General features: G+C 61.1%; 6 protein-coding genes. All 6 read left to right on the plus strand.

Annotation, left to right across the window (positions count from 1 at the left end; translation table 11 throughout):
- Window position 1: 1 nt before the first annotated feature.
- The 6 genes from AB5758_RS05115 (at window position 2) to AB5758_RS05140 (ending at window position 13,693) form a co-directional block, all read left to right on the plus strand.
- Complete coding sequence (locus tag AB5758_RS05115; protein WP_368141452.1) at window positions 2-3,634, plus strand: UvrD-helicase domain-containing protein; 3,633 nt, start codon at window positions 2-4, stop codon at window positions 3,632-3,634.
- Between the two features lie 136 nt (window positions 3,635-3,770).
- Entirely contained in the window at window positions 3,771-4,280 is a 510-nt protein-coding gene (locus AB5758_RS05120) for a DUF3284 domain-containing protein (protein ID WP_368141453.1), read from the plus strand.
- Window positions 4,281-4,453: 173 nt separating this feature from the next.
- Complete coding sequence (locus tag AB5758_RS05125; protein WP_368141458.1) at window positions 4,454-5,584, plus strand: MFS transporter; 1,131 nt, start codon at window positions 4,454-4,456, stop codon at window positions 5,582-5,584.
- Between the two features lie 276 nt (window positions 5,585-5,860).
- Window positions 5,861-9,664 carry a DNA polymerase III subunit alpha gene (gene dnaE / locus AB5758_RS05130; protein ID WP_368141454.1) on the plus strand — a complete coding sequence of 1,268 codons (3,804 nt, stop codon included), beginning with the start codon at window positions 5,861-5,863 and terminating at the stop codon, window positions 9,662-9,664.
- A 38-nt stretch (window positions 9,665-9,702) separates the two neighbouring features.
- Window positions 9,703-13,167, plus strand: coding sequence for a DEAD/DEAH box helicase (locus AB5758_RS05135; protein ID WP_368141455.1), 3,465 nt, complete (start codon window positions 9,703-9,705; stop codon window positions 13,165-13,167).
- Window positions 13,168-13,330: 163 nt separating this feature from the next.
- A complete protein-coding gene (locus tag AB5758_RS05140; RefSeq protein ID WP_055285739.1) occupies window positions 13,331-13,693 on the plus strand; it encodes a desulfoferrodoxin family protein in 363 nt (120 codons plus the stop codon).
- Window positions 13,694-13,888 lie beyond the last annotated feature (195 nt).

The following is a 13,888-nucleotide window of genomic DNA, read 5'->3' on the forward strand; positions in this document are numbered from 1 at the left end:
CATGGATCTTTCTACTTTGATGCCGCAACAGCTGCAGATTGTCAAAACGCTCGACCGTCCGCTGTTTGTCTCGGCGGGCGCCGGTTCGGGCAAGACCTTTACCCTCACGCGCCGCATCGTCTACGCGCTCTCGCCCGAATCCGGTCCGTTCGTTGAGCATCTGGACCAGGTGCTCGCCATTACCTTTACCAAAGATGCCGCGGCCGAGATCCGCGACCGCGTGCGCCGTGCGCTTATCGACGAGGGCATGGACGAGGAAGCACTGACTGTCGACGACGCGTGGATCTCGACCATTCACGGCATGTGCTCGCGTATCCTGCGCGCACACGCGTTGGAGCTGGGCATCGATCCCGAGTTCACAGTGCTCACCGATACCGACGAGCTTATGGACCAGGCTGTTGAGCATGTGCTGGCCCGCGCGACGGCGCCCGATGCCGCCCCCGAGCTCGCCGCCTCGCTCAAGGCCCTTTACGCCTGGTATCCCATGGCGGGCGAGGGCGGGCCGTTTGGTGCCGGCACCACCATCAAGGGTCTGGTGCGCGAGCTGCTGGAGCTCTCGAGCCAGCTGCCGGGCGGCATGGACGACGTGCATGTGGCGCGCGGACAGGCCGACACCTCGGCGCTTGCCGATGCATATCGCGCAGCACTGGGTGCGAGCAAGGCCGCGACCGAGAAGGCACAGGTGGCACTCGACGCCATCGATGCGTTCGAGGCGAGCGGCAAGACCATGGCCGATGCGGCGCGACTCATGATGTCGTGCACCATGCCACGGGCGAGCAAGGCATTTCCTAAGGAGCAGGTCGAGCTGCTCAAGGCCGAGGCCGCCGATGCATTTATCAATATCGTGCTGGCTTGCGGTGGTCCGGCGCTCGATGCGCTGGTGGGCTTGGCCCGCTCTGTAGAGGCTGAGTATCGCGCGCTGAAGGCCGGCCAGTCTGCCCTCGACAACAACGACCTGCTGCGTATGGCCTACGAGGCTCTGCGCGATTACCCGGCCATCCGAGCGGCATACGAGGGCCGCTTTAAGATGGTCATGATCGACGAGTTCCAGGATACCGACCAGATGCAGGTCGATCTGATCCGCTACCTGACGGGTGCGGGGGAGCGCGCGCTGTGTACCGTGGGCGATGCACAGCAGTCGATCTATCGTTTCCGCGGCGCCGAGGTCGAGGTCTTCCGTCGCCAGGAGCGCAAAGTGGGATCGACGGCGGCGTCCGAGACGGTTGCCACGCTGGATGTCCCCACCGGCGAGCTCGTCAAGCTCGTGCGCAACTTCCGCAGTCACGACGAGGTACTGCGTTACGTGGCACGCGTCTTCGACGGCGATGACGGCGGCCTGATGCAGGGCTTTTTGGATCTTGAGGCGAGCGACGGCCGCAAGGACACGCTGGTGGCAGATGCCTCGCGTCGCCAGGCCCTCTTTGTTGCCGGCGGCAGCACGCAGGAGCGCACACAGGCCAAGGCCCGTGCAATCGCGGAGCGATTCCGCGCGCTTGCCGATGCCGGCCAGCCCCAGGGCGGCATGGTGCTGCTGCTGGGCCGCATGACCAACGCAGACGTCTACGCACAGGCCTTCCGCGACCAGGGGCTCGACTGCGTCATCGCGGGCGGCTCGGTCTTTGCCCAAGCCGCCGAGGTGCAGACGGTGCGCGCCCTGGTTTGTGCGCTCGCCAATCCGGCCGATACGGCGCAGGGCCTTATGCCGCTGCTGGCCTCGCCGATGTTTGCGCTCGGCGCCCAGGAGTTCCTAGCGCTGGCGACCAAGCTCGACGAGCAGACGGGGGAGACCTCGCGCAGGAATATCGACGTGGGCATCATGAGCGATTCCGATGTGCCGGGCCTGCAAGACCTGCCGCTCGTGACGCGCGCCCGCGAGGTACTGCGGTATGCGCTTCGTCGCGTGGGCCGCGATTCGTTCGCAGCCATCGCGCGCGACGTGGTCAACGCCTCCGGCTGGTTTGTGCGTCTGGCACAGCGTGGTCCCGAGGGCAAGGCCATTGCCGCCAACGTGCTCAAGGCGCTCGACGCTGTGGCCGAGGCGGAGGCCGAGTTCGGCAACTCGCCGCGTTCCATCGCGCTTGCCTTCGATCGCTTCCTAGCGGGCAAGGAAGCCCCGGGTGCCCTCAACGAGGAGGGCGACGGCGCGGTGCGCATCATGACGGTGCACGCATCCAAGGGCCTGGAATATCCGGTCGTGGCGGTCGCCGAGTGCTTTGGCGTGCGCAAATCGTCCGGTGCGGCTCAGATGGGGCGTGTCGAGGGCGGGGCGCAGGTTGTGGCACTGCCTGCACGCTTCGACGGCGTTAAGCTCGCCGACGGAACCTTTGTGAAGGGCGACGACGTTAAAAAGCAGTTTGAGCATGCGTTTAAGGGCAAGGGCACGTCGCTATGGCTGCCGCCGGAGCTCATGGAGGACGTCTGCGCGACGGGTTCTCCCGCTGAGGCATTTGCTCGCCTGCGCAACGACGACCTGCAGCTTTCGCTCGAAGAGCGGGCTCGTTTGCTCTATGTCGCCATGACGCGTGCGCGCGAGCTGGTGATCTTGGCGATGGATGCCGGCGTGAGTCGTGGCAAGGTGACGGCGCCGACCTTCGACGTCGAGACCGATCTGACCTACGACGTGCTGCGCCGTATTTTGCCGACCGACGCTCTGGACATGCCACAGCTCGATAGTGACCGTTTGACGTTCGACAATTCCAAGCCGGGCGACTACGAGCTCATTTCGCTCGCGGATTTTACCTTTGGCGAGCAGGCGTTTGAGGCCAACGCTTCACTGGATGCCGAGGGCAGGCTTGTCCGTGGCGATGCGGAGCCGGAGGGCGCCGGTGCAGATGCCCGCGCCGCCGTTCCCGGTCCTGCCGACCCTGAGCCCGATGCGTTTGAGCTCGTGTATCCCCAGGCGGTGGGCGTGCGCATGGGCATCTGTCCGTATCCGGCGCGCGATTCGTACAGCTACTCGTCAATTGCCGCGGCGCTGCATACCGAGGCCGAGGACCGTGCCGCCGAGGCACGCGTGCCCATGGACGAGGCTGGCGATGATGCAGAGTCGGATGGCTCGGAGATGGCCGATGCGGACGTGGCCGTCGTTGAGCCCGCCGGCAACCCCATGGCGCTGGGCTCGGCGTTCCACGCCGCCTGCCAGTGGCTCATCGAGATGGGTGCCGACGCGTTGCCCGCTGCGCGCGCCGATGCGCTGGCGCGTCTGTGGCGCCTGACGCCGGAGCAGCGCGAACGCTTCGACGTTGCCCTGAACCGCTGGCTCAAGTCGGCTGTTCGTGCCGACCTGCTCGCGTGGCCGTGCATTCGCGCCGAGGTGCCGTTCTTTTCACTGGGCTGCGAGGACGAGGACATCGCTCGCTACGGTGCTTATGCCGAAGGCGCCATCGACGCTTTGGCGACGAACCCGGCGGATTCGTCACGTGCGCTGGTCATCGACTACAAGACGGGCGGCACACCGGACGAGACGCCGGAACAGTTGCAGGAGAAGCACGCCCTGCAGGCGCGCGTCTACGCTGATGTTTTGCACAAGGCGGGCTTTGAGGCCGTGACCGTCAAGTTCGTCCGCGTGGAGCAGCCGGATCCAACCATCTTCGTCGAACCCGCCGAACCTCAGGTAGTCACCTACAATCTCTAGCCCTCAGATAACTTGCGGTGGAATACGGACTGTTTTGGCCAAAAAAGCTGCCAAACAGTCCGTATTTCACCGCAACGCATGGGAGAGCCTGGGGCGGTACAATGGCTCGAACGGTTCAAACGAATAAGGAGCCATCATGCAGCTCACCAAAACGCTTAAGGTGACGCCGGAGGAGCTTTTTGACGCTCTGGCGGGGTCCATCATGCAGGATATCGAGAACGCCACGGGCAAGCGTCCCAGCCGCAACAAGCTCAATGGCTATAAGTACGAGAAACGCGCCCAGTCCGCAAAAGGCAAGGCCAAGGGCACGGCGATCAAGGTTAAGATCAAGCACTTTGACTACCCGTGCCTCTATGAGGTCCGTTTTCAGTATGCGGCGGGCATCAATACCATGCGCTATGAGGCTGTACCTGCTGGCGATGGTGCCTGCGAGCTCACCTATACCGAGGATTTTCAGGGTGTGGGTGGCAACACGTCTGGCACGCGCGGCAAGCTCGGCCTCTTCTTCTATGAGCGCAAGCTCAAGAGCCACGCCAACCAGACGATTGATCAAATCGTCAAATACATCGAGGGTGAGCGCCGTGTAAAGGCTAATCCCGCCTTCGCCGATAATGCTGCCGAAAACGCTTCGGATGTATTCCATTGATACCATGTTCAAAAGCTTTACCGCTCTCCACAGCAACTGTGAACACTTCAGGCTTCGAGTCAGTAGCGAGTGGCCTGACATAATTGGTTGATGGAAGTGTCAAATGAATAAGAATGCCACTGCGCAACTGCACGTCTATTCCGCCTTTTTCGTTCTCGCGGGATTTGTTTTAAATCGGGGGGGTATTTCTACTTTTCCTTGCGAATAAAGGGATGTCTGTCACGGAAATCGCGCTTTATCAAGCCCTGTTTAACATCGCAACGGTCGTTCTCGAGCTGCCAACAGGGTTGATAGGCGATTTCTTTGGAAAGAAGTTTTCGATTCAAGTGGGCGTTCTGCTGCTTTTCTTCCATACGGCTGGCATGCTGTTGCTCTCAGGTCCCTTTCTCGTCGCGCTTTCCCTTGTTGAGGCACTCGCCTACTCCCTTCAATCGGGATCCGAACAAGCGCTTTTATATGAAATTGCCCGAAATGCCGGTCAAGGAGAGCGCTTCCTCACCATCAACGCTCGGCTGCTTGCCGCGCAATCAATCGCGACGGGAGTGGCAATCGTACTTGGATCATTCATTGCCCAAGTATCTTGGAGCGCCCTCTACGTATGTGTCTCCATTTTCTATCTCCTGCAGCTTTTCCTTCTGTATCCCATTGAGAGGATGGAAACGACCCATTCCAAAAACTCTGGGGAGGAAAGGTTTGACGTAGCCAAGATCTTCAGACGCGAAACCTGGTGCATTGGAGAATCCGCTTTTGCGGTGTTGCTTCTTCTAATCGGCACAAGCATGCTCGATGGATTCTATGGGAGTTATTACAACTTGAATCAGTTGGTATTCGACGCATTTGATGCTCCCGTCTCCATAATAGGAATCTTTTTCGGTGCATCCTATGCAGTAAATGCGACGGCCTATATTGCAGCAGATTTCTTCTCATCGCGTTTCGAGAAAAGAAATACCATGCTCGGCTCGATGCTAATCGAGGCCGGTCTTTTCATGATTCTTCCGTGGTTCGCTTCAAATCCGCTGTGTTTGTTTGGCCTTAGCATGGTGCTTTGCTTTCTCCCAGAAGTGGTGTACATCACTTCGGAAAACTTAATCCAAGACGCGATAGCGGACGATCTCCGCGCGACGGTCCTTTCCGTCGCGTCTCTGGTAAGGGCTCTCTTTTCCGCAATGTTTTTCTCCGTATTTGGATATGTGTTGGGGTTATATCCCATTCAGATAGCGCTCGGTGTTATTGGCGCAATCGCGATAGCAATTACCGCCGTTGTTTCATTGAAAATGGTAGGAATACATGTCTCCAAGAATTGATATATCGATTGACGAGCTGCCCGAAGCGTCGAGCCTTCTTGATGGACATGACTATTCGTCACAAATCATTCCGCGCATCGCCGGGGTTCCAGTAATACTCGATATATCGGGATGCCCTCATTCCCCTTTTTGAAGGTCCCAAATTAGCTACCCGTGTGGGTTTGGCTAGGTTCGGGTGATTAGCTACCCGTGTTGGTTTGGCTAGGTTCGGGTGCTGTCCGTGCCGTGGGGTAAAATCGTTCAGTCAGAACACGAACCCGCATCGGAGCTCATCACATGGCATTCGTCCATCTGCACAATCACACTGTCTTTTCCATGCTCGACGGCGCAACCCGTATCCAGGATATGGTCAATCGCGCTGTTGAGCTTGGCATGCCTGCCGTGGCCATTACCGACCACGGCTACATGTATGGCGTGCCCGACCTGGCGCTGGCCTGCGACGCCGTCAACCACAACACGCCCGAGTATAAAACCTGGAGCCACGACAAGGCCTTCTTGGAAAAGGACCGCCGCGACGAGCTGGTGGAGCCCGATCCCGAGGAAAACCCGCGCGAGCATGCCCAGTATGTGAAGGACATGGCCATGTGGGGCGAGAAGGGCAACATCGACGAGCTCAAGCCGCCGCTGGTCATCAAACCCATCTTTGGCTGCGAGGTCTACTTTACGCCGGACGAGACCCTTGCCCGCGACCACAAGCCCGAGCTCTACCACATGATCCTTCTGGCCAAGGACCAGGAGGGCTATGTCAACCTGATGCAGACGGTTTCCGAGGCCGCCGTGCAGGGCTTTTACTACAAGCCGCGCGTGACGCTCGACAACCTGCGCCGCCACGCCAAGGGCATGATCTGCACGAGTGCCTGCATCGCGGGCATCATCCCCAAATACATCGACCGCGGCGACATGGAAGGCGCCATCAAGTGGGCCGAAACCTTCCGCGACACCTTCGATCCCGGCGACTTCTATATCGAGATTCAGGAACACGGCATTACCACCGATAATGGCCTGACCGACGAGCAGATGGACCGTACGCTCATCGACATCGCCAAACAGGTGGGCGTCAAGGTCATCGCTACCAACGACTTTCACTACCTGCGCCGCGAGGACGCGCCCGTGCAGGACGTCATCATGTGCATCGGCATGAACGCCAAGGTCGACGACCCCAACCGCATGCGCATGACCGGCTCGGAGTTTTATATGAAGACCGAGGAGGAGATGCGGGCGATGTTCCCGTATTGCCCCGAGGCCTGTGACAACACGCTCGAGATTGCCGACAAGTGCTACGTGGAACTGGACTGGGACTCCATCATCCTGCCGCGCTTCCCGTTGCTCGATCCCGGCGAGACGCACGAGAGCCAGTTCCGCCGCGAGTGCGAGAAGGGCCTGCGCCAGCACTACGGTGACGACTGGGCCACGCGCGAGATCGGCGGCGTCAACATCAAAGAGCGCTTTGAGTACGAATACAAGGTCATCTGCGACAAGGGCTTTGCCGCCTACTTTTTGATCGTCGCCGAGTACGTGCAATGGGCTAAGGACAACGGCATCGGCGTCGGCCCCGGCCGTGGCTCGGCCGCCGGCGCTATCGTCGCCTACGCCATGAACATCACCGCGTTCGATCCGCTCGAGAACGGCCTGATGTTCGAGAGGTTCTTGTCTCCGCAGCGTACCGAGATGCCCGATATCGATATGGACTTCGACGATGAGCGGCGCCTCGAGGTCGTGGAGCACGTTCGCCAGCTCTACGGCCCCGAGAAGGTCACCCACGTCATCACCTACTCGACCATTAAGGCCAAGCAGGCCATCAACGACGCCGCGCGCGTCCTGGACTACCCGGTCTACATGGGCCAGCGCCTGTCCAAGATGGTCTCGAGCGACCCCAAGGTCAAGCTCAAGCAGGTGCTCGAAAAACAACCCGGCAAAGAGGATCTGTTTAACCCCGACTTTGCCGAGGCCTATAAAAAGGACGACGACGCCCGCCGCATCATCGACACGGCGCTCTCGATTGAGGGCCTCACCCGTGGCGAGGGCGTGCACGCGTGCGCCGTTCTGATCTGCCGCGACCCCGTCAACGAGCATGTGCCCACCAAGCTCGACACCAAGGGCGGCGTCGAGATTACCCAGTACGAGGGCCATACCGTTGCCGACATGGGCCTGCTCAAGATGGACTTCCTGGGCCTGCGCACGCTGACGGTTATCTCCAAGGCCAAGGCAAACATCAAAAAGAACTTCGGCATCGACATCAAAGAGGAAGAGATTCCCTTTGACGATCCCGAGATCTTTAAGCTCATGGGCTCCGGCCACACCGCCGGCGTCTTCCAGGTCGAGTCCGCCGGCATGACGGCCACGATCAAGAACATGAAACCCACCGAATACAAGCACGTCGTGGCATTGATCGCTCTGTACCGCCCGGGCCCGCTGGGCGCCGGCATGGTTTCGTCCTACATCAACCGTATGAACGGCAAGGAGCCGGCCGTCTCCTACGACGACCGCCTGGACGACATCCTGGGCGAAACCTACGGCACCATGGTCTACCAGGAGCAGGTTATGCTCATCTCCGTCGAGATGTGCGGCTTCTCCAAGGGCGAATCGGACTCGCGTATTCGTAAGCCCGTGGCTAAGAAAAAGATCAAGCTGCTCACGTCGACGGTGCTCCACTGGGAGGATGGCTCGGACGAGACCACCTACGACCACTGGATGAACGGTGCTATCAAGAACAACTACACGCGCGAGGTCGCCCAGAAGATTTGGGACGATGTTCTTGAGTTCGCATCTTACGCCTTTAACAAGTCGCACTCCGCCGGCTACGCCATCCTGGTTATGCAGACGGCGTGGCTCAAGGCGCACTATCCGCACGAGTACATGGCGGCCGTTCTGACGTCCTACACGGGCAAGACCGACAAGATCGTTCATTACGTCTCGGCGTGCCGCCACGACGGCATCCCCGTGCTGTCGCCAGATGTCAACGAGTCCGGTACCGAGTTCACGGCTACCAAGGAGGGCGTGCGCTTTGGTCTGGCCGGCATCCGCGGCGTGGGCACTGGCGTGGCGCAGGCGATTATCGCCGAGCGCGAGGCGGGCGGCCCGTTTAAGACGCTGCACGACTTTGTCGAGCGCGTGGACTCGAGCCAGGCCAACCGTCGCGTGATCGAATCGCTCATCAAGGCAGGCGCCTTCGACTCCACGGGGTATCCGCGTCGCCAGATGATGCACTTTGTGGATAAGAACAACCCCGAGAATATCATCGATGCCGCCGTGAAGCGCCAAAAGGATCGCGCGAGCGGCCAGACGTCGTTCTTCGATATGTTCGGCGACGTTGAGGGCTCGGGCTTTGAGGTGAGCGTGCCCGATCCGGATGGCCAGGAGTGGGACCGCCACCTTAAGCTGAGCCAGGAGAAGGAGGTTCTGGGCATCTATGTCTCGGACCACCCGTTGCGCCCGTTTGAGTATGCGCTAGCCAAGGCGCGCGACTTCTCGTTCTCGCAGATCGACACCGGTTACGAGGTGCAAAACCCCACGGGCGGTACCATCAACCAGGAGATTCCCGAGGGCAAGGCGCTGTGGTGGGCCGGTATGGTCTCGAGCGTGTCCAAGCGCGTGACCAAAAACGGCGACCCCATGGGCATCGTGCAGCTCGAGGACATGGAAGGCGAGGCCACGGTCGTGGTGTTCCCCAAGACCTACAAGGAGGCCGAGGGGTACCTGTACGGCGAGGTCGATCCCGAGACCGGCGCGCAGCTGTCCGATGCGTTTGTGCGCATTAAGGGCAAGCTTGAGCGCTCGGACCGCGGCGATCAGATCATCGCGCAGGAGATCGTGCCACTGGAGCTTAATGAGGAGAACAACAAGCCCAAGGTGTTTGAGGTCATGGTGCCCAACAGCCGCTTTAGCCAGGGCAATATGGCGCGTCTTGCCACGGTGCTTACCGCCAACCCGGGCGGCGACCGCGTGGAGATCTTTATCGAGCAGGTGGACGGGCGTGTGCTGCGTGCCGAGGTGCCGGCCAAGGTCAACGCACGCTCGATTCCGCTGTTGGCAGAGGCAAAAGCCATCGTGGGTAACCAGGGTCGCGTGACGGTGATCTAAGGGCGACCTTGCTGGTCCGCGCGAGATTGGAGGAAGTGATGGCACAGGGGACGTTTGTGCAGGCGCTTCGCAAAGAGGCGGCGTTGAGCGGCACCTTTATGAAGGGGCGTTCGCTCATGCTCAACGGTGCCGTGCTGTCGTTTGAGGACTCCGGCTCGCGCTTCTCCAAAAACGTGAACATCGAGGGCTCGGTGCGCGGCTCGCGCGGCGACCTGTACAAGACGCACGTGGCGCTCGACATGGACGAGCACGAGGTTATCGACTACGACTGCGATTGCCCCGCCGCCTTCCGCTATTCCGGCATGTGCAAGCACGCCATCGCCACGGCGCTGGCGTATCTGGATGCCAGTGGCGCCGAGCCCGTCGAAGGTTTGCGCACGCCGGTCCGCACGTTTACGGCGCAGCCGAAACAGCCCGCGCGCACCGCGCTCAAAGCGCCGGCCGTCAATCCCAACTTTCCCTTTCCGGCGCCCGTCCCCACGAGTCCCAGCCTCATGGCGGCGCTCTCCGATCTTTCGGACGCACGCATGGATGAGCTGGCGAGCATGCGCCGCAAGCTCGCTGGCAGTGTGGATCCCGATGCCCCCAAGGCGGCGTTGGAGCCTTCGTTGGTGCCGTACTACAATCCGCTGTTCGCCGACCGCTTTAGCTGGGCGCTCGAGTTCCGCATTCGCTGCGGTTCGGTGTCCTACGTGGTCAAGGACATCGACGGCATGGCCGATGCCTACGTGCGCGGCGGCACGTTCTCTTATGGCAAGAAACTCACGTTTGTCCATACGCCCGAAGCCTTCGAAGACGTGTCGACAAAGCTGCTCAACCTTGTCGTGACGACAGTTGCCTATCTCGATGACATCACAAGCTCGCGTTCGGCGTCGTACGACTTTGTCCGCAGCGGTTTTGTCGCCGAGCGTCAGTTGCCGCTGTCCGAGCATAGCATCGTATATGTGCTGGACCTGTTGCGCGGCCAGAGCATCTCTTTTGAGCCCGCCTGGTCGCGGGGGACGACGACGCATCGCACCTATGACGTGGCGGTTGAGATGCCTCCGGAAGGGGAGGACGAGGCGCTGTCTAAGCGCCCACCGCTCCTTGCCGCCAAAATCGCGCCGGCGGCTGGTGGCAGCTACGATCTACGCCTGCCGGCCGATGCATACTGCTTTGCTTCGGGCGACGTTGCCTATCTGGTCGACACCCGCCGTGCGCGCCGCGCCGATGTAGCGTTTGCCCAGCATGCGGCGCCGTTCCTATCGCGCTTACTGCCCTGTCGCACGCCGATTCATATCGCTGTCGACCAGGTGGGGGAGTTCTGTCGTATGGCGCTGCCCATTTTGCGCGACTACACCGACCTTACCGCGCCCGCCGCGCTCGATACCGTGGCGCCCGAGCCGAGCTTTGCTATGGCGATCGGCGTCGACGATGGGCTTGTGACCTGCAAAATTACGGTTACCTACGGCGACTGGTCGGCAGACCTCTTTAGTCTAGGCGCTCCGGGCAGTCTCTTCGAAGAGCAACGCCCCGGCGTGCCGCCCCGCGACGAGGTGGCAGAGTTTCGTGTTATGGACACGGCGGCCCTGTATTTCGACTTTTACGAGGGCGGTCTGGCGTTTGAGGAGCGCGATGACGAGAGCTTGTTCTGCCTGCTGACCGAGGGCCTGTCCGCCCTGTCCGAGCTGGGTGAGGTCATGCTCAGCGACCGCCTGCGCCAGATTTCGGTGCGCCCCGCGCCCAAGCTCTCGGTTCGTGCGACTGTCAAGAGCAATCTGCTCGATGTCGAGCTGGGCGTGAGCGGGCTTTCGGCCGCGGACCTTGCCGTCTATCTCGATTCGTACAAGCGCCATCAAACGTTTGCGCGCCTTACGTCCGGCGACATCATTCGCCTGGACGAGGGCGCTCGAGCCGCGTTTGGCCTCGCCGAGGACCTGGGCGTCGATGCCGTCGACCTGCTCGACGGCGTGTTGCTTCCCGCATCGAGCACCCTGTTCGTCGATAGCATGCTCGCGCGCACACCCGCGCTCGAGGCCGATCGTGACGCCGCGTTCCGCCGCACCGTCGAGCGCTTGGATACGCTCGGCAAGATGGACTTTACGGTGCCGGTCTCGCTCAAGGCCACACTGCGCGGCTATCAGGTCGACGGCTACCAGTGGCTCGGCTCGCTCGAACACCTGAGCCTTGGCGGCATCTTGGCCGACGATATGGGCCTGGGTAAAACGCTCCAGATGATCGCGCATATCCTGGCGCGCGTGGAGGCGGGGGACACTAAACCCACGCTTGTGGTGTGTCCCGCGTCGCTTGTGTACAACTGGACCGCCGAGCTGGAGCGCTTTGCGCCCTCGCTCGATGTGTGCGCCATTGTGGGCACCAAGGCGCAGCGTCGCGTGCAGATCGCCGGCGTGGCCGAGCATAACGTGGTCGTGACGTCGTATGACCTTATGCGGCGCGATATCGACGAGTATGTCGAGCAGGACTTTGCCCGTGTGGTGCTCGACGAGGCCCAGTACATTAAAAACCCGCTCACGCAGGTAGCGCGTGCCGCCAAGCGCCTGCCTGCCGGCGTGCGCTTTGCCTTGACGGGCACGCCCATCGAAAACCGCTTGTCCGAGCTCTGGAGCATCTTCGACTTTTTGATGCCGGGCCTACTTGGCACGCGCGAGTCGTTTGCCAAGCGCTTCGAAAGCCCGGTCGAGCACGCCGAGGGCGACAGCGCCGCTCGCCTGCAGGCGCTCGTGTCGCCGTTTGTGCTGCGCCGCGTAAAGGAAGACGTGGTGGCAGACCTGCCCGAGAAGATCGAGGATACGGTCATGGCGCAGCTCACCGGCGAGCAGCGCAAGCTCTACCTGGCCAACCAGGACCGCATCGCCCAACAGGTGCAGCACCGCGAGTCATCCGAGTTTAAGAAAGACAAGCTCAAGGTGCTCGCCGAGCTCACCAAGCTGCGCCAGATCTGCTGCGACCCGCGTCTGCACTACGAGGATTACAAGGCGGGGAGCGCCAAACTCGATACGTGCATGGAGCTCGTGCACGGCGCACTCGACGGCGGGCATCGCATCCTGCTGTTCAGCCAGTTTACGGGTATGCTCGATATCATTGGTAAGCGCTTGGCCAAGGAGGACATCGCCTTCCTTAAGCTCACGGGCGCTTCGTCTAAGGAGAGCCGCGCCAAGATGGTCGCGCAGTTCCAAGCGGGCAAGGTTCCGATCTTTTTGATTTCGCTCAAGGCGGGCGGCGTGGGCCTTAACCTGACGGCGGCCGACGTGGTCATTCACTACGACCCGTGGTGGAACGTGGCGGCGCAGGACCAAGCGACTGACCGCGCGCATCGTATTGGCCAGCAACATACCGTGACCGTGTACAAGCTCATCGCCAAGGACACGATCGAGGAACGCATTATGCAGATGCAGGAGTCCAAGCGCGACCTGGTCAACAGCGTGCTCGGCGGCGACGGCATCTCGTCGGCGCTGTTTACCCGCGAGGACGTTCTGGCGCTGCTCGGCGGCGACGGGCGCTAACCCGCTCGGGTGGGGCTGCTGGGGTAGGCAGGACGGTCGACGCATTTTGGCTCGACCGCTTGCCTAATCCGTTATGTGTTCATTTGCAATGCCGTGGATGGTTTGTCTGCCTTTGGGCATAAGAACCATCAAGAACATTGGCACATCAGCAAAGGAGAACATCATGGCGAAATTCTTTAAGGACCCCGACGGCAAGCTCATCGCCGCCCTTGGCGACGACGTTGCGACCCCTGCCGGTTGCACGGAACTGACTGCAAACACAGAGGACGCGGCGCACGAGAAGCACGTGCCTGTTGTCGAGACCGAGCGTGACGGTCACGTGATTCGCGCACGCGTTGGCTCGGTCGAGCACCCCAGCCTGCCCGAGCACTACATTGAGTGGATCGCCCTTGAGGCCGAGGGCCGCTTAGAGGTTCATTACCTTGAACCCGGCATGAAACCCGCGACGTTTTTCGCGGGCGGCTCCAAGACCGGTACCGTCTATGCCTACTGCAACCTGCACGGGCTGTGGTCCGCGACATTCTAGGAGCGCGCCCCCGCTCGGGGTATCATAGCTAGCATATGCACATGCAAGCGCCGACTGCATTATGCGGCCGGCGCTTTTACTACGATTTCGATGGTTTACGACGGAAAGGGCTGGGCCATGAAGCTCGCACTTGCACAGATCGATATGCGCCTGGGTGATATTGAGGGCATTTGCGGCCGCATCGAGGACCAGGCT

It is taken from the genome of Collinsella aerofaciens, from assembly GCF_040926405.1.
GTDB lineage: Bacteria > Actinomycetota > Coriobacteriia > Coriobacteriales > Coriobacteriaceae > Collinsella.